This is a genomic window from Aliikangiella coralliicola, from assembly GCF_007004725.1.
GTDB classification, from domain to species: domain Bacteria; phylum Pseudomonadota; class Gammaproteobacteria; order Enterobacterales; family Kangiellaceae; genus Aliikangiella; species Aliikangiella coralliicola.
The window spans coordinates 1-19,452 of record NZ_ML660164.1 but is presented as its reverse complement, the minus strand read 5'-3'; the positions used below and the strand labels follow the sequence as shown (position 1 = coordinate 19,452).

General features: G+C 40.7%; 18 protein-coding genes and 1 tRNA gene. 7 read left to right on the top strand and 12 right to left on the bottom strand.

Annotated elements, in window-relative coordinates; all coding sequences use genetic code 11:
• Nucleotides 1–30: 30 nt before the first annotated feature.
• On the bottom strand, nucleotides 31–756 hold the full coding sequence (locus FLL46_RS11385) for a class I SAM-dependent methyltransferase (protein ID WP_142893650.1): 726 nt from the start codon (nucleotides 754–756) through the stop codon (nucleotides 31–33).
• A 225-nt stretch (nucleotides 757–981) separates the two neighbouring features.
• Here FLL46_RS11385 and FLL46_RS11380 point away from each other — a divergent pair, with 225 nt between their 5' ends.
• The gene (locus tag FLL46_RS11380) at nucleotides 982–1,800 is read left to right on the top strand and encodes a substrate-binding periplasmic protein (RefSeq protein WP_142893649.1); all 819 of its coding nucleotides are present in this window, start codon (nucleotides 982–984) and stop codon (nucleotides 1,798–1,800) included.
• A gap of 58 nt (nucleotides 1,801–1,858) precedes the next feature.
• Here FLL46_RS11380 and FLL46_RS11375 read toward each other — a convergent pair.
• From FLL46_RS11375 to FLL46_RS11365, 3 genes are all read right to left on the bottom strand, one after another.
• Nucleotides 1,859–1,945: transfer RNA gene (locus FLL46_RS11375), tRNA-Leu, on the bottom strand.
• 109 nt (nucleotides 1,946–2,054) lie between these two features.
• Nucleotides 2,055–2,678: an L-threonylcarbamoyladenylate synthase gene (locus FLL46_RS11370; RefSeq protein ID WP_142893648.1), complete on the bottom strand. Its 624-nt coding sequence runs from the start codon at nucleotides 2,676–2,678 to the stop codon at nucleotides 2,055–2,057.
• Between the two features lie 433 nt (nucleotides 2,679–3,111).
• A complete protein-coding gene (locus FLL46_RS11365) occupies nucleotides 3,112–3,945 on the bottom strand; it encodes a PHP domain-containing protein (protein ID WP_142893647.1) in 834 nt (277 codons plus the stop codon).
• Between the two features lie 338 nt (nucleotides 3,946–4,283).
• Here FLL46_RS11365 and FLL46_RS11360 point away from each other — a divergent pair, with 338 nt between their 5' ends.
• Genes FLL46_RS11360 through FLL46_RS11350 form a run of 3 tightly spaced genes read left to right on the top strand, consistent with a single transcriptional unit; the run spans nucleotide 4,284 to nucleotide 5,520 of the window.
• Nucleotides 4,284–4,889 (top strand): inner membrane-spanning protein YciB, encoded by a 606-nt coding sequence (locus tag FLL46_RS11360; RefSeq protein ID WP_142893646.1) that lies wholly within the window; start codon nucleotides 4,284–4,286, stop codon nucleotides 4,887–4,889.
• Nucleotides 4,890–5,189 (top strand): YciI family protein, encoded by a 300-nt coding sequence (locus FLL46_RS11355; protein ID WP_142893645.1) that lies wholly within the window; start codon nucleotides 4,890–4,892, stop codon nucleotides 5,187–5,189.
• A gap of 55 nt (nucleotides 5,190–5,244) precedes the next feature.
• The gene (locus FLL46_RS11350) at nucleotides 5,245–5,520 is read left to right on the top strand and encodes a BolA family protein (protein ID WP_142893644.1); all 276 of its coding nucleotides are present in this window, start codon (nucleotides 5,245–5,247) and stop codon (nucleotides 5,518–5,520) included.
• A gap of 181 nt (nucleotides 5,521–5,701) precedes the next feature.
• Here FLL46_RS11350 and rpoS read toward each other — a convergent pair whose 3' ends face one another.
• The 7 genes from rpoS to ispF form a co-directional block, all read right to left on the bottom strand.
• The gene (rpoS, locus tag FLL46_RS11345) at nucleotides 5,702–6,667 is read right to left on the bottom strand and encodes an RNA polymerase sigma factor RpoS (protein ID WP_142893643.1); all 966 of its coding nucleotides are present in this window, start codon (nucleotides 6,665–6,667) and stop codon (nucleotides 5,702–5,704) included.
• Between the two features lie 187 nt (nucleotides 6,668–6,854).
• Nucleotides 6,855–7,847: a peptidoglycan DD-metalloendopeptidase family protein gene (locus FLL46_RS11340; RefSeq protein ID WP_142893642.1), complete on the bottom strand. Its 993-nt coding sequence runs from the start codon at nucleotides 7,845–7,847 to the stop codon at nucleotides 6,855–6,857.
• Nucleotides 7,848–8,141: 294 nt separating this feature from the next.
• Nucleotides 8,142–8,726 carry a YqaA family protein gene (locus FLL46_RS11335; protein ID WP_142893641.1) on the bottom strand — a complete coding sequence of 195 codons (585 nt, stop codon included), beginning with the start codon at nucleotides 8,724–8,726 and terminating at the stop codon, nucleotides 8,142–8,144.
• On the bottom strand, nucleotides 8,723–9,388 hold the full coding sequence (locus tag FLL46_RS11330; RefSeq protein WP_425456739.1) for a protein-L-isoaspartate(D-aspartate) O-methyltransferase: 666 nt from the start codon (nucleotides 9,386–9,388) through the stop codon (nucleotides 8,723–8,725). The genes FLL46_RS11335 and FLL46_RS11330 overlap by 4 nt, the downstream gene beginning before the upstream one ends.
• Nucleotides 9,388–10,146 (bottom strand): 5'/3'-nucleotidase SurE, encoded by a 759-nt coding sequence (gene surE, locus FLL46_RS11325; RefSeq protein WP_246119304.1) that lies wholly within the window; start codon nucleotides 10,144–10,146, stop codon nucleotides 9,388–9,390. The genes FLL46_RS11330 and surE overlap by 1 nt, the downstream gene beginning before the upstream one ends.
• Nucleotides 10,147–10,203: 57 nt before the next feature.
• Nucleotides 10,204–11,355 carry a tRNA pseudouridine(13) synthase TruD gene (truD, locus tag FLL46_RS11320; protein ID WP_168204134.1) on the bottom strand — a complete coding sequence of 384 codons (1,152 nt, stop codon included), beginning with the start codon at nucleotides 11,353–11,355 and terminating at the stop codon, nucleotides 10,204–10,206.
• Between the two features lie 4 nt (nucleotides 11,356–11,359).
• Nucleotides 11,360–11,836 (bottom strand): 2-C-methyl-D-erythritol 2,4-cyclodiphosphate synthase, encoded by a 477-nt coding sequence (gene ispF / locus FLL46_RS11315; protein WP_142893638.1) that lies wholly within the window; start codon nucleotides 11,834–11,836, stop codon nucleotides 11,360–11,362.
• 385 nt (nucleotides 11,837–12,221) lie between these two features.
• Here ispF and FLL46_RS11310 point away from each other — a divergent pair, with 385 nt between their 5' ends.
• Both FLL46_RS11310 and FLL46_RS11305 read left to right on the top strand, forming a co-directional pair.
• Nucleotides 12,222–13,412 (top strand): amino acid aminotransferase, encoded by a 1,191-nt coding sequence (locus FLL46_RS11310; protein ID WP_142893637.1) that lies wholly within the window; start codon nucleotides 12,222–12,224, stop codon nucleotides 13,410–13,412.
• A 167-nt stretch (nucleotides 13,413–13,579) separates the two neighbouring features.
• Entirely contained in the window at nucleotides 13,580–14,929 is a 1,350-nt protein-coding gene (locus tag FLL46_RS11305) for a HAMP domain-containing protein (protein WP_142893636.1), read from the top strand.
• A 167-nt stretch (nucleotides 14,930–15,096) separates the two neighbouring features.
• On the opposite strand, the gene FLL46_RS11300 is transcribed toward FLL46_RS11305, so the two are convergent.
• Complete coding sequence (locus tag FLL46_RS11300) at nucleotides 15,097–18,366, bottom strand: ligand-binding sensor domain-containing protein (protein WP_142893635.1); 3,270 nt, start codon at nucleotides 18,364–18,366, stop codon at nucleotides 15,097–15,099.
• A gap of 192 nt (nucleotides 18,367–18,558) precedes the next feature.
• On the opposite strand from FLL46_RS11300, the gene FLL46_RS11295 reads away from it, so the two are divergent.
• Nucleotides 18,559–19,224: an alpha/beta hydrolase gene (locus tag FLL46_RS11295; protein WP_142893634.1), complete on the top strand. Its 666-nt coding sequence runs from the start codon at nucleotides 18,559–18,561 to the stop codon at nucleotides 19,222–19,224.
• The last annotated feature ends 228 nt before the right edge of the window (nucleotides 19,225–19,452 follow it).

The window sequence follows — 19,452 nt, the reverse complement described above, 5'->3', positions numbered from 1 at the left end:
TTGAGCTTGATCATCTTTTTGAAGGAAATATCAGATTTTCTCGAAAAGCATTACAAAACGGCTGGTCTTACGACGAATGTCTGGCTGAAAAACGCTGATATCCAGGGGATCTTTCTTATTCATAAGAATTGGAGATTTTTTTATTAGCCTAAATCCTCTTTTCTCCAAATCGGCTTTAACAAATTCATCTTCAATTCGATGAAGTGTTTGTGATTGACTGGTGCCGCTTCCTTTTATTGCATTGTGATCAATAATCAGTAGTTTCCCTCCGGCTTTAAGGGATTGGTGCATTTGTGGTACAACTTGATCAGCGGACACTTTCCAGTTCTTGTCCACAACATAGAAATCATGATACCCCAGTACCAGAAAAATGAAATCGAACTGGCTTTCACCTAGCTTCAGTGACGATGCTTCGCTCATGAGCCGAGTCACATTTTTCAACCGATTATTACCGAGTCTTCCTTCTAGTTCTTTTCCGATATAGGGTATGTAAGCCTGATTATTATGGAGGACTACAGAGCCTTTTGAGCCAACAGCTTGAGATAACAGCTCGCTATAATAACCACCACCACCAAGCAAATCTAAAACGCGTTGCCCGGTTTTAACGCCTGCAAATTGAATAATTTCGATTGGTTTACTTGTTTTATCGCGAGTGAGATCCTCACCGCTTCTTTCGGTCAAAGTTAATCCACCCGCGTAAGCCATAGGTAGAAAGAGGGTTAAATAAATGAATTTGACGAATAAGAAATTCTTCACACAATCGCTCCCGTTAACCTTTTCTTGATGTCATTGTAACTAAATATCGGCGGCTAAAAAGTTGAATTTTACAATCAAAATGCTCAAAACGGTTCGCGACTCAATTTATTTTCATCAATGGCTCGAACCGACAAAATATCTCAATGCTCGATTTATTTATTGATTTTGTTTAATATATAAACTCTATGTTTTGGCAAATATAAACCAATAACGCCAGGGTGGCCTATGTTGAGTTGGATTTTGAGCAGGTTAGCTATCAAAAAAGCCTTGTTATTAGCGGCTTTTATTTTCACACCTGGCTCAAATGCATCATCTCTAATCGAAGAAAGAACTGCTAGTCTCGCTACGAATGCTCAATGTGAATTAACTCTGGGTTGGGGGGACTGGGCTCCTTATCAATTTGTTGAGCAAGGTGACTCTCCCACTGGACTACAAATTGACCTTGTCAAACAAATTGCGGAGCAAGCAAACTGTGAATTGAAGTTTGTTCGACAACCTTTCAGTCAAAACATTCAAAGTGTGAGAGACGGCTCTGTTGACTTCACAATGGATACCACCGTTACCGCTGAAAGACAGAAATATGCATTATTTTCTGAACCTTACCGGCAAGAAGTGCTGGTTTTATATGTAAAGCCTCAATTCGTTAACCAGTGTTCAGGAAAAAGTTTTTCAGATATCGTCAAAAGTGGCGTCAGGATTGGCCTGACCCAGGGAAACATTTACGGCGATTCGGTTTCTAAAGTGCAGAACACACCACAACTTAATAAAAAGTTGGTCTACGCGAACAAAAACGCGAATCTTATTGATTTACTTAAAAGCGATAGGTTAGATGGCTTTTTCGAAGATCCCACTGTTCTTTCCTACAGCTTGAGGAAAAACAATCTGAGCGGCGCACTCAAATCCTGTAAAATCACCGTCTACTCAGGAACAGTTTCATTTATGTTTAGCAAAAAGACCGTATCTGAAAAACTAGTGTCGAGGTTTAATCAAGCACTTAGAAAAGTGAAGAAAACAGAGTCTTATCTGATGAATTGGGCTTGGTGACTCTGGAAGCGATATATAGGAATATATTTGGATGTTAAGCAATTACCTTCAATTCGGATGGTACCAGAGGCCGGACTCGAACCGGCACACTATCACTAGCGGGGGATTTTGAATCCCCTGTGTCTACCAATTTCACCACTCTGGCTCCGAAATGAGCGAGCAATTATATCCGATGTTTGGATGATTGCAATCAATTAGCGTGAGTTTTTATAAATAAAATGATTTGTCTTTACTAATGCTTAAAGATTGTTCAGCTACGACTCAAATGCCTCAGGATTACCGGCACCGTACCGGCTGACTTTTGGAAATCCGTCTAACATATCAATAACAGAAGTTGGCTGATCACTGACAAATCCTCCGTTAATCACGAGATCCACCTTTCCTTTTAGCTTTTCATAAATCTCTTCCGGATCTGCCAATGCCGAGGTTTCTTCCGGGAGAATTAGACTGGTACTCATCAGCGGTTCACCTAACGCTTCAAGCAGCGCTAGAGCAATTGGCGAGTCAGGGACCCTGATTCCGATGGTTTTTCTTTTTGGATGTTGAAGGCGATTCGGTACTTCCGGTGATGCCCTCAAAATAAAGGTATAAGGCCCGGGCGTATGATTTTTTAATACTCGAAAAGACGTATTATCGACTCTGGCATAAATTCCGAGTTCAGATAGATCTCGACACACCAGCGTAAAGTTGTGTGATTTATCAAGCTTTCTTATTTTTCGGATCCTGTCTAGCGCCTTTTTATCTCCAATATGACAGCCCAATGCGTAACCAGAATCTGTCGGATAAACGATCAGACCGCCATTACGAACTGACGCAACGGCCTGAGAGATCAATCTTAGTTGTGGATTTTGCGCATGGATTTCGTAAAACTGTGTCATTGTTTAAAGCCTTATGTGCTTGGTTAAATATTAACCAAATCAATAGATTAGCTTACTAAGTCAATCATAGCATGGATATTCGGCGTTTATCAGTCGATATCTTTTAGCCGGTTTTAAATAGACTCGTTTTTCTATTTATTTCTGACTCGGTCACTAGGGCGTGTTTATCTTTCGTTCTTTGAGATTGCCGAGGTCATTTTTTTGTCCAGCAAGGCGAAAGATTAGCCATGTAGCCATTCTACAGGTTCATCTTTTAACGCAGCTGGGCGAAAAAATGACCCGGCCCTTCGGGTTGTGGCTAAAATTTCGCCACTCTGCGTCGTTTGTCGCTCATTTAGAATAACTAAACCACGCTCCGCTCTTCTTGATTGGCAAAATTTTAGCCGCAACAATCTCAAAGAACGAAAGATAAACACGCCCTAGCATGTTATTTTTATTTTATCAATTCGTCTTTTACGTGAGGAATTGAAGGGTCCAGATTGGGGAATCTTCCCAAATCAGTCCATCGCAGGTTGGGGTAATGAAAATCAGAACCGCTTGAGGCGAGCAGTCCATTTTTTTCTCGATGGATTTTCAACCAATCGGACTTATCCCTGTTTAAACTAGGGTAAGCCATTTCCATCGCATTTCCACCTTCGCACTTAAATGATTCGATTAACAAACTCAATTTACGATTTGATAGCGGGTATCTCGTGGGATGTGCCAGCACAGAAATTCCACCGGCTTGTCTTATCAAATCAATCGCTTCTGCCATGGGTACCCAACTTTTGGAAACCTTAATACGCCCTTTTTTTCCAATGTAACGCTTAAATGCTTGATCCATATCTTTTGCAAAACCCAGGTTAACGATGGCCCTGGCAATATGCGGTCGAGTTGCCACTTCCACTGCCTGGTTGCGAACTTCTTGCAATATGCCTTTGACGCCTATTTTTGCTAATTTGACGTCATACTCCTCAACCCTGCTCCAGCGATTCTTCTGTTGAATGGCCAGGGTTCTCTTTAACCCTTCATTTTCAGCATCGATATCGAGGCCAACAATATGTATTTCACCGAATTCGGTCAGAGCGGATATTTCTATACCATTGAGTAAGCGAAGCGAAGCGCCAATCGCTTTTATTTGCTCACGTGCGCTTTCTAATCCACCAGTGGAGTCGTGATCCGTTAGCGCGAGAACATCTATCTCTTTATCTATTGCATAATCAATCAATGCTTCGGGCGATAGCGCACCATCTGAAAAATGACTGTGACAGTGAAAATCATAGCGCATTAGGTTTCGGATACCTTGTAGTTACTTGTTAATTAGCCTCTGAATTGCCGCATATCATATTGACGGTAAAATCAGCTTTCGCAACAACTCCGAGCTGCTCGAAAAATCTCAGCGCTGAAACGAGTCTGCAGTATAACAGAAATGAGAAGATATCCTGTAAGGTCCCATAGAATCGAATACCTTTTGTAATCCATTTTGCGCTGCGACTGATAACTGCTCTAAAAGCAAGCTGTTCAATAAACAACCAACCTGATTACTGACAAGCAGATCATAGCCTCGGCACAAATATCAATGTATGATACGGCCATATCTGGAATGACTTGCGGTAAATATCTCACATGAAGCTTTTTCTTGATTTTTTCCCTTTAGCCGTTTTTGTCGGCATTTATTTTTTTACCGGCGCTGAAAAACCAATATATCCAGCGGTTCAGGGGCTAATGGTTGCAGCGGTGATTCAAACCATCGGTTCTCGATTAATTACTGGAAAGTTTGAAAAACTTCACCTTTGGACCTTATTGATCACATTAGTTTTTGGGGCGTTTACTTTACTATTTAAGAACGCCGCATTTATTCAATGGAAAGCCAGTATTGTGGTTTGGGTGATGGCTGCGGTATTTCTTTTTCGACAGTTCATTTCGAAAAAGTTATTAATCCAGGAAATGATGCAAGCAGCAGTCGAAGACAAGATGGAAGTTCCCGAGAATATCTGGAAAAAAATTAACCTTTCGTGGCCGATTGCCTACATTATTTTCGGTTTTCTAAACCTCTATGTGGCATTTAATTTTTCTGAAGCTTTCTGGGTTAATTTTAAATTATTCGGACTACTCGCCTTAACTTTTTTACTACTGATTTATACGCTTTACAAATTATTTCCGTATTTTCCGGAAGACGATTCAGCAACAGATTCTTCAACTAATATTAAAACAACGAATAAGGAAGACTAAATGTTATACGCTGTAATTTCTCAAGATGTCGATAACAGCCTCCCATTAAGAAAAACTGCACGTGAAGCGCACTTGCAAAGACTTCAACAACTGAAACAACAGGGTCGTTTGATTGTCGCCGGTCCACACCCTGCAATTGATAACATAGAACCAGGCGATGCAGGGTTTACCGGCAGCTTAATTGTCGCAGAATTTAGTAATTTGCAAACAGCAGAAGACTGGGCAGCATCTGATCCTTATATTGAAGCGGGCGTTTACAAATCGGTTGTGGTAAAACCATTTAACATGGTCTTACCTTAAATCCAATAGTGGTAACCAATAAGCTATAAAAAGTCCAAATTAAGAGTAAAAATTGATGTCAACAAACACTATCGACAACCAACAGCGTATCGAGCGTATGACGGATTTGCTGAACCAATCGCTAGCCCCAACCAAACTGGAAATTATCGACGATAGCCATTTACATGCTGGTCATGCAGGTGCAAAATCCGGCAAAGGTCACTTCACGGTAATTATTCAAAGTGGACAATTTGAGGGACTTGGTCGCGTAAAACAACAACAACTAGTGTATCAAGCATTGGGTGACATGATGCAAACAGACATTCATGCCCTTGTCATAAAAATCACTTAGCATTGTTAATAACTAACCTGAGTTCGGGATTAATAAATAGATAGTAATCAGAGTTTGCTTGTTACGAGTGAGACTTATTCAGGTTAAAATTTTATTGGTGGGAATAAAAAAGCGCATCGTTTGATGCGCTAAAATAATTGATAACAATTAGACAACAGGAGATTGCTTACGCGAGCATAAACTACACGTTAAAAATACTCGAAAGTGACAACCCTTGTCTTTCCAGCATAAAGCGTAGTCGACGTAACGCTTCAACCTGAATTTGTCGAACTCTCTCGCGGGTCAGACCTATTTCCATTCCGACATCTTCAAGCGTTGCCGCTTCATAATTTAATAAACCAAATCTGCGAGCAAGCACTTCTTTTTGCTTTTCGCCAAGTTGATTTAACCAATACTCAATGCTTTGCTTGAGGTCTTCGTCTTGTAGTCGATTAGACGGGCCACACTCTCGTTCGTCGGCAATTGTGTCGAGTAGAGGTTTGTCGTTGTCTGCCCCAATTGGGCAATCAACAGATGATATTCTCTCATTCAGACCTAACATCCTGGCAACCGTCTCAACCGGCTTTCCGAGTTTTTTAGCAATATCTTCGGCGGTAGGTTCATGATCTAATTTTTGTGCAAGTTCACGAGAAGCTCGCAAATACACATTTAATTCTTTAACAACATGGATTGGTAATCGAATCGTTCTGGTTTGATTCATGATGGCCCGTTCTATCGTCTGACGGATCCACCAGGTCGCATAAGTTGAAAAACGAAATCCGCGCTCAGGGTCAAACTTTTCTACTGCCCTGATTAATCCCAGATTACCTTCTTCAATTAAGTCTAATAAGGCAAGCCCTCGGTTGTTATACCTTCGTGCAATTTTAACAACCAGGCGAAGGTTACTTTCAATCATTCGTTTGCGTGAAGCTTCGCAGCCTCTTAACGCCTTGCGTGCATAATAAACTTCTTCTTCCGCAGTAAGTAGCGGTGAGGCACCTATTTCACCAAGGTACATCTGAGTAGCATCAAATCCGCCTTCTCTCCGACCCGCGGTACTTTTGCATTTTTCCTGAAAGTCAATTTCTTCCAGTTGCGCCGCTTCTGGTTCAAGAAGGTCAAGATCGGTTTCATATGGACTAACTTTGTTTGTATTTTGTTTTGCCATTGCTTGCTCTCCACCGTGAGGACAAATGTCCCAAAAGACGAAATTACTAAGCACACATACCAGCCAATTGTACTTTGTAACTCCAGTTTAATGACGACTACTATTATTACTTAATGTTACATTTTAGGTAGCCACTCTGATATTATCGACCACCGTTAATATAACTTTAGGTTTCTAAAAAATATTTTTAATATTTTTTAGAAACTTTCTCTGGCAAGTAGTTGAGCGGATCAACTGGCTTGCCTTTGTAGCGAATTTCAAAGTGCAATTTATCTCTTTGTGCTCCGCTACTTCCTATATCAGCAATACGCTGACCTGCCTTTACAACTTCGTTCTCGGAAACATAAATCTTTGCGTTATGGGCATACGCACTCAAGTAATTACTATCGTGCTTAATAATCACAAGATTGCCATAACCTCTCAGACCGCTTCCTTCATAAACAACTCTACCAGGCGCACTGGCGCGCACCGGCTGCCCACGCTTGCCCGCGATATCAAGTCCTCGATTATCATTGGACTTTGATGAAAAGCCTTCAAGAATTTTCCCATCCGTCGGCCAAATCCAATTGAGGGAACTATTTTTTATTGCGCGTGAACGGTTCGAGCGCTTTTTCATTTTGCTCGACGGAGTAACTGACGCAACCTTTGTCGCTTTTGCAATTACTTTAGAATTATTTTTAACATATTTTTTAGAAGCTGGTTTAGTTCGTACCACCCTTGTATTCTTCAGTGAGGCTTTTTTATTCGCTGCTGTTTTCCTAGCAATATTAGTCGGTTGCTTAAGCACCTCTCGATTGAGTGCTAATAATAATGATTCCGCATCAAAAACATTCGAAGATTCAGGCGCCGTCAATTGAAGTTTTTGTCCAGGGTAAATCAGATTATTATTCAGCTGATTAATTCGCGCAACTTCTCGATAATCAACAGCATGATGCCAGGCGATCGAAAATAATGTGTCGCCGGGTTTTACAACATAACTATCAGCGGCCTTAAATTGATTTGATGAATGACTTGAGCGTTTTTGATAAGTCTTTTGATTTTGATCAATCGTTTTTTTTTGATAAGACTTAGAATAAAGATCGTAGACGGGCGCGGGCGAGTTATGAGAGCAGCCTAGCAACCAACCAGATAATGTTGCTATGACAAAAGACAGTTTTCCATAGTCACTCAGGGTTCTCACTAATATCTTCTCGTTAGCCCGCTCTCAGTTGACGAAAACATCAAGTAGTTTACAGAAATACAACATAAAATAACCACTTGTAATACAAAGATATCATAATTTAAAACAATTAATTCAGCATTATTATTTCACTGAATTAAGACGGGTAAATATTCGTGAAAACAGATTTCGTTTAAAAACACCTAAAAAATTAAAGTACACCTGTTAATTAAAACCACGAATTTGGCTAAAAACCAACCTAATATCTCAAAAACGAATTTAAAAAAACGCGTTAAATGATTGTTTTAAAAAAGCCTATAAGTATTTGTACATCAAATAACCAAAAATAGCAACTATCACTAAACCCCAGCCCAGGATATCGACAATCTCGTGAAGTTTTTTCTCCATTTTCTCACCGCCAAGTTTCATCAACCCGGCAACTAGATAAAAACGTCCGGCTCGACCGATTAGCGAAGCGATAATGAAGGGAATTAGAGCCATATTCAAAGCTCCGGCGCTGATCGTAAATATTTTGTAGGGAATAGGTGCAAACCCAACCACAAATACCACCCAAACGCCATACTCTGCAAACCAGGTTTCTGCTTTGCCGTAAGTATCCATGTAATTAAGTTTGACCAGTAACGGCTCGATCAGGCTATCAAAGAAGAACATACCCAGAAAATAGCCAAACACACCACCGAGAACGCTCGTCACAGTTGCCACCAACGCGTAATGCCAAACTTTCTCCAACCTCGCCAGACACATCGGCGCTAACATAACATCAACGGGAATGGGAAATATCACTGATTCTGCAAAACTCATGATGCCCAGATAGTAGGTCGCGTGTTTGTGCTTTGCCCAGCGAAGGCAAACTTCGTACATCCTTTTAAATATTCTCACCCAATTGTCCCCCCAACCAGCGGAACAAATTTTACTTCTTCAACCTGCATTGAGGTAATTCCTTCTTCTGTTTTTTCTAGTAAATGTAATTGTTGATCACCATTTGCGACTGTCACAGGAATAACCATACGACCACCAATGGCAAGCTGATCGATTAAAGGTTGCGGCACTTGATCAGGGGCCGCAGTAACAATGATTGCATCAAACGGCGCTTCTTCTTCCCAACCCAGATAGCCGTCACCATGCCGATAATTGACATTGTGAAGGTTGAGCAACTTAAACCGGTCAATCGCCTGTTTTTGTAATGGCTGAATTCTTTCAATGGTGTAAACCCATTTTGAAACGCCTGCCAGTACACTGGTTTGATAGCCACAACCGGTCCCAACTTCCAGCACATTTGTCATCTTGCCGCTCATCACCAATAGCTCGGTCATTCGTGCAACAATATAAGGCTGGGAAATAGTTTGGCCCATACCAATGGGTAGTGAAGTGTCTTCGTAGGCGCGGTGTGATAAGGCTTCATCAATAAAAATGTGTCGTGGAAGCTTCTCCATCACTGACAAAACAGAGTTTTCAACGATACCTTTGTCGCGGAGTCTCTGAATTAAACGGCTACGCGTTCTTTGTGAAGTCATCCCGATACCGGCGAGATTTGTTGTTATCATAATTTTGACATCCACTCTTTTACTGAATTAAAGCTCTGATAAGCAGTAAAATCGACCGCTAACGGCGAGATAGAAACAAAGCCCTTAGCTACCGCGTCAAAATCGGTCCCCTCCCCGATATCTTGCGGCTCACTCGGTGGCCCAAGCCAATATATTTTGCGCCCCCTGGGATCTTTGCTCGACACAATAGTATCAGCTCTGTGACGACAACCCAACCGCGTTAAGCGAAATCCTTGAATTTCGGCCATTGGTAAATCAGGAACATTAATGTTCAAGATAATATTGGAAGTCAGGCTAAAGGTCTTTAATCTGACCAACACCTTAGCCATTATCTCTGCCGCTGTTTGAAAATGGGTACAGTCGCTACTCGCCAGAGAAATTGCCACTGCCGGAAACCCCATACTTCGTCCTTCCATGGCAGCCGCCACTGTTCCCGAATACATGACATCATCCCCCAGGTTTGCCCCATGATTGATACCAGAAATAACCATGTCGGGCTTTTGCTCCATTAATCGATGAGAGCCGAGGTGAACACAATCGCAAGGTGTTCCAGTCACAGAATAAAATCCATTGTCTAACTGCTCACATCTTAAGGGTGTATCGAGAGTTAATGCATTGCTACTACCACTTCGGTTCTTATCCGGCGCAACAACCGTAACCTGGTGCGTCCGCTTAATATGTTCCGCTAGAATTTCGATACCAGGCGCTTTGACGCCATCATCATTACTAATCAAGATATTGATTTTATCAGTCATAATAAGACCATTTTCCTAAGCAACATTTCCAGGTGAGCAACTCGCCTTTTGTTAACATCATTTCGCTAAACTCCTTTCCAAAGCAGCGTCCTTGATATTAACAACTTCACGTAATACAGAGGTTGCGAAACTGCCACTCGGCAATGCAAATTCAATTCTCATTACCTGATTCGTTTCGATTGCATATTGCAAGTTAATCGGAATAACTCTGAGCGGCCTACGTGAAGAAGACACTCCAGCCTCAGCCACCCCATCGAACCATTCAGGGTAAGCATTTATCAGCGCTTGTTCATAATCTCGCGCTTCATAAGTTGTCTCAGAACGCCCTTTTCCTGGCATCAAGCCACTAATGTGAACATCTCCATTCTTTAATCGCTCCTGCAACTTTGAATCAACTTCTTCACAATTAAAATACGATTGAGAGCCGTCGAGCGACAGACAGTCACCATTGAGTGCGTAATTCCAGTTTCCATCAGCCACTCGCTGTGCCAACAACTGATTAAAGAAAAACGAGCGCATTGCCGACAAATACAATCCTTTTTTATTGCGAGATTTCACCTTGATCTGTTTTTCCAGCAACTTGACAGCCTTCACCAGGTTATCGCCATGACGGCCAAATCGCTGATAACCAAAATAGTTTGGAACCCCTTCAACACTAATTTTCGCTAATATATTTTCATCAATACCAGCCGACAATTGAGATATTTTAAGCTGAAAGTGATTATGTTTAATGACACCTTTGCGTAACTTTTTGTTATGTCGAACAGCTTTAATTACCCGGTAGTGTTCATTATCCACGGTATCTAACGACACTTCTTTGCCAGGGAGATGCAAGCTAAACCATTGACGCGAAACACTATAGCGATCTTTTTTGCCCGCGTAGCCGATATCTTGCGAACGTAAATTAAAGTGTCGTTGTAATTCTTTGGCGACCCAATCGGTATTACAGCCTGTTTTTTCAATAAATAGAAAAAGATGCTCTCCCTCACCGGAGGGTTCAAAAGAAAGCGTTTCTGTCACTCGAAAATCGGCATTTTCTTCTCGAATGGTGCCACTAACAATTGGAGAGGAATTTGCTGTCGGTAGTTGCTCGAGATGCTTAGAAAAATCTAAGCAATCCTTTTTTTGTTCAGCTGGGTCGCTAGTGTTCGATTTATGTCCACCCAGTTCATGACTGGAAGGCTTTTGATAGAAAGGAATCTCTGACACCAGCTCAAACCGCTTCAAGCAATACTACAGCATGCACGGCAATACCTTCTTTACGACCGACATAACCAAGTGCTTCAGTGGTGGTCGCTTTCACATTCACCTGATTAATCTGAACTTTTAAGTCGGTCGCAATATTTTTCCTGATTGATTCGATATGCGGAGCCATTTTTGGCGTTTGTGCAATGACAGTCACATCAATGTTGTTGATATTATAATTAGCATTCTCAACCAGACTAACGACTTCAGACAGCAATATACGGCTATCAGCACCGGCAAAATCAGCGTCGGTATCAGGAAAATGCCGACCAATATCGCCAAGTGCCGCAGCACCTAACAGCGCATCGCAGACGGCATGCAATAATACGTCACCGTCGGAGTGCGCAATCAATCCAATATGATCGCTAACTTCTACCCCACCTAATATCAGTGGTTTATCGCCACCAAATGCGTGAACATCAAACCCATGCCCAATTCGGATCATTCTATCTTCCAGCCTCAACTGCTACATGCTAAATTCGTGGGCTATTTTAGTCTCTCAGTAACGCCGATTCAATTCTCAATAACAATTAGCCCTCAAATTAGCTGGCGCAAAAGACGAATATAGCTTCTACTCGAAGCTCAAAAAACAGAACTATCGGTTATAAACACTCAAGCAGAAGCAATTAAGTGATGATACCTCAGGCTCAGCAACGCACTATTATCACTAATTTGCATTACTTGGCTGAAGCGGAGGTTAAATCATAACTTTTAGTTGGGTTGAAGCAAAAAATTACCTGTCTTGACTGGCTAACCCCTCACTTCAAGGAGTACAATTAGCCATCGCAAAATAATGCCCAAATAAAAAATAATTTCACCGGAGTTGCACAATGTTTGACCGCTTAAATGCATTACCAGCCGATCCGCTTTTAGGTTTAATTTCCGCTTTTCAAAATGACACCAATCCAAATAAAGTTGATTTGGGCGTAGGTGTTTATCGCGACGAAACTGGACATACTTCAATTATGACCGCAGTTCAAAAGGCTGCCGCTCGGCATATGGAGACAGAAGACTCAAAAACTTATATCGGACCAGGCGGAGTCATCGGTTTCGTTGAAGGAATCAAACAACTGGTTTTCGGCGCGGAATCTGCAGCATTGAAAGATGGCCGAGTATCAGGACTGCAGTGCCCGGGCGGATGTGGCTCTTTACGAATTGGTGCAGAATTATTGAAGCGGCTTAACAGCGACTTGACAGTATGGGTCAGTGACCCAACCTGGGCAAACCATATTCCGTTAATTAGCTCTTCCGGGTTAAATATAAAAACCTATCCTTACTTTGATCCATCAACTGGCGGCGTAAATTTTGAAGCAATGGACACAAAACTAGCTGAATTAGGTCCTAATGATATTGTTTTATTACATGGTTGCTGTCATAACCCTACCGGTGCTGATTTATCGTTCGAAAACTGGCAGCGGGTTGCCGAAAGAGCGGCTAAACAGGGTTTCATTCCTTTCATCGACATAGCTTACCAAGGCTTGGGAGATGGACTGGAAGAAGACGTTAAAGGTATTCGATACCTCTCAGAAAACGTTGAAGAGATGTTGATAGCGACTTCATGTTCAAAAAATTTCGGTCTTTATCGCGAACGAGTCGGAACCCTGTTAGTTCAAACTAAAAATGCTGAACACACAAATGTTATTCAAACTCAGGTTCAAGATATTGCCCGCGCAAACTATTCAATGTCCCCCGCTTATGGTGGTTTTCTTGTTGACATTATTTTGTCCGACAGTGAGTTACGCAACGAATGGGAAAACGAACTTAACGCAATGGCTACACGGATGAAATCTCTGCGCAACGGTTTGTATGAAAATATTCAACAACAAGGTATCGAACAAGATTTCAGCTTTATCAATCGACAGAAAGGTATGTTCAGTTACCTTGGTATTAATGGCGATCAAATCCAGCGTCTACGCGATGAGTTCGGCATTTATATGGCAGGCTCTAGCAGAATAAACATCGCCGGTTTAAATAGCCAGAGTTTGGAGTATGTCGCCAAGTCACTTAAAAGTGTTCTTTAATCTCAAACACTATTAACAATAAGCCGGCCTCAGTTGCCGGCTTTTTTAATTTTTAATCACTATCAAACTGGTAATATTTACATCAATTTTTCACTCTAACGAAATGTAACATACGTTAACTCGACGCATCTTAATTGGCACAATTAACAAATAGCGTGAGTATCAAGATGTTGACAAAGTTTCACAGCAGTATTCAAAATAAGATATTTTCCGGTCTTACTTTACTAATCGCAGTTGTCATGATTTTAGTCTACTGTATTTTAGAAAGCGCCAGTCAAAACCAGACATTGAATAATGAAAAAACTCACATCTACTCTCTTTCCGACTCGTTAAAAAACATTCAACGTAGTAACACTATTTATCTGTCAAACGCGGCTCGAGACTATGAGAGTTACTTTCGTGATCTCGACGTTTATTATAAAGTTCTCCAGCAAGACCTGGCGGACATCGATGAAAAAATCACACATTTATCACAAACTAGAAACATTCTCACGGCACTATCACAAAGTGCTATTAATTTTATTAGTCCTTCTAACGTGATACAACTCAACCTTACGATTGAAAATACCCAAAACCGCTGGGAGCAATTTAAAATCGAACTCTCGGAACAGTTTGGTGACAATAAAGAAGAACCAAGATTAGAATGGGGAGCGAAATATATCTCAGAAAATGCATCGCAGCTATCAAACCTGTTCGATACGTTAATCAGTAATTTTAATACTATTAACTCTCAACAAGCCGATTTATCTAAAACAACTGTAAACTTAACTATCGCTACTCTGATAATTTTTACGATTGGATTTGCGTTCTTTTTTTACTTACAAATTATTAAGCCAGTTCAAACAACCAAAAGCGCTTTCCAACGAGTATCCGAAGGCGACTTTGGCCATCAAATCACGTCTCAGCGTTCCGATGAAATTGGTCAACTGATTCATTCATTTAATCAGATGTCTGCGCGTTCGGAATCAATACTATCGATATTGTCAAAACTACAAAGCGTAAAATCCTCAGCCGAAATAGTCGACATTTTATTCTCACAGTTAACAACTTATATTGGTTGTGACTTAGTTGTTCTGGTGAAAAAAAACCTATCTAATGAAGGTTATCGGTTAAGCCATGTTTCTCCGCAAGCAAACTTTAAGAACTTGAATAAAATCAATATAGCGGTCGAGAATCAGGCTCAAAAAGAGCACTTAACAAAATTATTTGCAGATGGAGATACAATTCAGATAAACAATATAGATGAGTACTTAAAGCAATTCAGAAACAACTTAATTTTACAGACACTGAATAGCCGTTATCCGCTAAAATCCGCATTAGTCCATCCGCTTGACTTTGACTCTCAAGAAATGGCGTTAGTATTCGCAAGTTATCACGAAGGCCAGCTCACTCAAAAACATCAAGAGCTAATAAAACACCTAACGCCGTTTATCAATCACAAAATAAAATCAATGGCAAATGCACCGGCTCAGGAAACCAGTAAAGTACTGCCCACTGAAGCTCTTTCTCTTTCGTAAGACTAAGCGGGTTAATCGCGCTAGCACGCTTCAACATCCCAAAATAGCTAACAAGCAACTCACTTAATCTACCCAAGGTGATTAAGTGAGTACTTTCGTTGCTTTGAGAGTAATTTTACTATTGGATGAGAGGAATGGCTTATCAAGCCATAACTGTATTTAGTCTTTCACCAATCCCAGGAAATTCGACTATCACCGGAAATAGAAGTCACAATTTTGAGCTTTTGGTTTGCTATCAACTGTGCAGTGTGATGACGCAATAGAGAAAAAGACAAGTCGCCAGAATCACTTGATTCAAAACCAGCCATCCCAACCCAGGCATTACGTTGGGTGTGTTTTGCAGCGTATAAACAATGATCTGCAAGCTCTAAGGTTTTATTCCAGCTAATCAAAGTGGGAGAAGAAGTAATCACAGGAAATGGCACAAAACCGAGAGAGCAAGTTATTTGCAAACTGATTTCATCGGATACGTTAAAATCTTGCATGGCAACCGCCCGTCTAAATCGCTCCGCAATTTCAGCCGCATTTTCTCTTCCGGTAAATCGAGCAATCACCAAAAACTCTTCTCCGCCCCAACGGACCAGGTAGTCTGATTTTCGAAAAACTTTTTCAAGTCTTTGTCTCATCTGCTTTAGGACAATATCACCGACTTTATGTCCATACTGGTCATTAATCCGTTTAAAATGATCGATATCAATTAAGTAAAAAATCAAATCTGAGTGATTCGAGTTATAATGCTCTTCTTGCCTTGAGAGGTTCTGATATTTTCGCAAACACCACTCGACATCATCTTGAATATACTTATCAACAAAATATCGGTTTTTCAAACCGGTCAATTGATCGGTCAAGCTAATTTTCTTTAGCGCTTCATAGGCGAGCTTTCTTTTCTGAGAGTGTAGATAATATCGAATCAACCCCATAAAACTGAGTACGTAGAGTGTATAAGCCCAGAAAGTTCTCCAGGGAGGAGGATCGATCACTATATTCAAGCGAGTGACTTTTTGGCTCCAAACTCCATCTTTATCACTTGCTTTAATTTCGAGCTGGTATTCTCCCGGGTCCAGGTTCGTGTAGGTTAAACTATTCAGTTTCGTTTCAGTCCATTTAGAATCAAAACCATGTAATTTGTACCGATAGACAACATTATCCATTAACGAGTAATCTCGGGCTGAATAACGCAAGGAAAATACTGGCTCATTATAGGGAATTTGAAGGGTTTCAGTATCTTCAATTCGCCGACTCAAAATTGAAGTTTCATCATCAGAACTTATAATCTGGTTATAAAATACTAATTCCGAAAAAAGAACTCTCGATTGCTCATTGTGATCGCTTAATGATTTCGGATTGAATTTTGTTACGCCATCATAGCCACCAAAATAAAAATTTCCTTCTGTGTCTTTAAATTTAGCTGGATAACTATGCCTACTCAAAGCGCCATCAGCCGTTCCAAAAAGTTTAAAATTACCGGAGTCCGGGTCAAACCGATAAATACCTTTCTGCGCGCTAATCCAGAATTTATTTTCATTATCGATTAACAAAGAAACCAGCTTTTGTTTACCAAAATATTCGAACTGGGCATTCTTTGGTGAAGTATTTTTATCTATCAGCCGGTTAAGCCCTCTTCCTGTTGAAATCCATAATTGATTTTTATTATCTTCGATAATATCCCAGATCATATTATGGCTAAGCGAACGCGGATTATCGCTCTCGTGTTTATAAGTAGCAAAACTTTTTTTATTTTGGTCAATTCTATTGAGACCTCCACCGCTAGTTCCAATCCAGATATTACTTTGGGAATCTTCAAAAATAACATAAATGCTATCATGGCTTATACTTTGATGATTATCGGGGTCATGTCGATATTGGATTACTTCCCACTCTTTCAGATCAATTTGATTAAGTCCGTTAGTTGTTCCTACCCATAAAATACCGTTTCTATCTCGATAGATTGCTCTAACATCATTTCCACTTAAATCACTTTTCTCGTTACCCTGACTTAAATATCGAACAACTTTTCTGGTATTAATATTGAATTGGTTAACGCCGCCAAAACGAGTTCCAATCCATAAAGTTTCGGGTTCGAAAGGATCTTGATAAACCACCTCAACATCATTATCGCTTAAACTTTCGGGGTTGCCTGGATCATGAGAAAATCGAATAAACTGATCCTGATTTTTTTCAAGCGCATTTAACCCACCACCTTCAATACCAACCCACAATGTTCCCTGGTAATCAACGGCAACGCCTTCAGCTGAACCATAAGCAAGGCTACCGGAATCCCCAGGTAAATGCCGATGACGAACTAACTGACTGGCTCTTGGATTAACCTTCGCGACACCACCTCCCCATGTTCCAGCCCAGATAAACCCTTGATGATCTTGGGTTAGTGTATAGACACCACCGAAGGGTATACTTTGAATATCTGCGGGATAATTTTGGTAAACCGAAAACTTTTGCAACCGCTTATCGAAATGATACAAACCGTTTGTAATAGTCCCCATCCAGATGTCTCCAGAATCAGTTTGGAGTAAAGAAACAATGGCATCCTCGCCAATTGATGCGCTTTCTTGCGTAGCATTTTTAAATTGCATCCACTCGCCGGAGTTGATATCTAACCGGTTTAAACCGGTATCCCAAGTTCCCACAAAAAGTTCATTGTCTTTAGTCAATAACAAACTTTGCACCATATCGGAACTAATCTGGTTATCGTCGCCTGGCTGATGACGGAAATGGGTAAATTTTCCATCGGGTGATAAATAATTAAGGCCGTTAAAACGCAATCCAATCCACAACCCACCATCAGCGTCAACTTTCAGCGCTCGAATATAATTGCCCGATATTCCTGTAGGATCAGACGCTGAATGTTGAAAATGTTTAAACTGGCCTTTTTTCGGATCAAATAAGTTGAGTCCACCACCACTGGTGCCAATCCAAAGTTTGTTGTTTTTGGCCGGTCGAATTTCACGAACATAGTTATGGCTAATCGAATGCTTGTTAGAAGGATCATGAATGTAAGCTGTAAATTGTCCAGTATCAGGATCATAGCGATTGAGCCCGCCAAACTCAGTGCCAATCCACAAGATTCCCTGATTGTCCTCGTATAGTGCCCAAATTTTATCCGCTAATAAACTACCTGGATCTTGAGGATCATGTCGAAAGTTTACAAACTCATAACCGTCAAAGCGACTAAGACCGGCGCTAGTACCAAACCACATGTAGCCATAGCGATCTTGAAGGCTGGTGATAATCTCGTTACTCGGCAGCCCTTGTTCATCAGTCAATCTGGAAAAAGGTAATGAATTAGGTCTAGATTGTAAATCAGTGATAAAAAGTAAATAGCAGCCAAAGACTAGAAAAGTAGCACGCCCAACAAGCTTTTTAACTAATTGGATGGTTATCACTTGCTTGTTGAAATCAGAAGCTCGAATTATTCCCATGATTATTTATCAAAAAATTAATTTTAAGTTTAGTGTTTGATTAATTCTCCTTACGCCGACTTAATTCATCTGATAACTTTCCAGTGCTATCAAAACCGAATAGATGCTAATTTGGCTTTCCCCTTTTGTTTTACTTTAACGTATAATCCACGGCCTGTATTTTAATTTGCATTGTCGTTCAGGTTTATTCTTATGAATTATTTACCTCACATTGAAGTCGAAACTAGTCAAAATCCTGATGCATCAGTCATTTGGTTGCATGGTTTGGGGGCCGATGGGCACGATTTTGAACCAATAGTCCCCGAATTAAGGCTTCCCAAATCTGCAGCGGTCAGATTTATTTTCCCACATGCTCCGTCCATTCCAGTAACAATCAATGGCGGCTATGTTATGCCAGCTTGGTACGATATTTTAGAAATGTCAATTAGTCGTAAGGTTGATTATGAACAACTCTTAAAATCATCAGAGCTAATCAATCAATTTGTTGAACGAGAAATTGAACGTGGAATTAGCAGCAACCGTATTATTCTAGCGGGCTTTTCGCAGGGCGGCGCGGTAGCAATTCAATGTGCATTAACAGCTCCAGTTCAACTTGGCGGATTGTTGGCGATGTCGACTTATTTCGCTACAGAAGAAATTATTCAATTAAATGATATCAATAAAAATATTCCTATCGAAATTCATCATGGAACGGCTGATCCTGTGGTACCTGTTCAACTGGGTGAGCACTGTCACTCAGCACTCACTACCCAAGGGTATCAAACAGACTTTAAAACATTTCCCATGGAACATTCTGTATGCCAACCTCAAATCGAAATTATTTCTGGGTGGTTGCAAAAAGTTTTGAACTTGGGTTAGTTGATGTATCAAAAACGAACCAACAGTAGATTGCTCAGGGGCTTATTCACAGACAGTCACCTTATTCGTTATCAAAAATTGAACCAACAGACAGTCACTTCTTTTCTCAATATTGTTGGTCTCTGCGTTTAGTGCACTCTTTAGCAGACAGTCACCGCATTGGTGTCAGGCTTTAACTCCTCAACCGCAAAACTCGTGACTGTCTATTCATTCCTGAAACGTATTCGC

Excerpts from the sequence above, each read along its gene's own strand:
- surE (WP_246119304.1), bottom strand. The coding sequence starts at position 10,146 with ATGACTGATAAAATCAATATCTTGATTAGTAATGATGATGGCGTCAAA.
- FLL46_RS11350 (WP_142893644.1), top strand. The coding sequence starts at position 5,245 with ATGTCAACAAACACTATCGACAACCAACAGCGTATCGAGCGTATGACG.
- FLL46_RS11360 (WP_142893646.1), top strand. The coding sequence starts at position 4,284 with ATGAAGCTTTTTCTTGATTTTTTCCCTTTAGCCGTTTTTGTCGGCATT.
- FLL46_RS11380 (WP_142893649.1), top strand. The coding sequence starts at position 982 with ATGTTGAGTTGGATTTTGAGCAGGTTAGCTATCAAAAAAGCCTTGTTA.
- FLL46_RS11300 (WP_142893635.1), bottom strand. The coding sequence starts at position 18,366 with ATGGGAATAATTCGAGCTTCTGATTTCAACAAGCAAGTGATAACCATC.
- FLL46_RS11295 (WP_142893634.1), top strand. The coding sequence starts at position 18,559 with ATGAATTATTTACCTCACATTGAAGTCGAAACTAGTCAAAATCCTGAT.
- FLL46_RS11355 (WP_142893645.1), top strand. The coding sequence starts at position 4,890 with ATGTTATACGCTGTAATTTCTCAAGATGTCGATAACAGCCTCCCATTA.
- FLL46_RS11310 (WP_142893637.1), top strand. The coding sequence starts at position 12,222 with ATGTTTGACCGCTTAAATGCATTACCAGCCGATCCGCTTTTAGGTTTA.
- FLL46_RS11365 (WP_142893647.1), bottom strand. The coding sequence starts at position 3,945 with ATGCGCTATGATTTTCACTGTCACAGTCATTTTTCAGATGGTGCGCTA.
- FLL46_RS11370 (WP_142893648.1), bottom strand. The coding sequence starts at position 2,678 with ATGACACAGTTTTACGAAATCCATGCGCAAAATCCACAACTAAGATTG.
- rpoS (WP_142893643.1), bottom strand. The coding sequence starts at position 6,667 with ATGGCAAAACAAAATACAAACAAAGTTAGTCCATATGAAACCGATCTT.
- FLL46_RS11305 (WP_142893636.1), top strand. The coding sequence starts at position 13,580 with ATGTTGACAAAGTTTCACAGCAGTATTCAAAATAAGATATTTTCCGGT.
- ispF (WP_142893638.1), bottom strand. The coding sequence starts at position 11,836 with ATGATCCGAATTGGGCATGGGTTTGATGTTCACGCATTTGGTGGCGAT.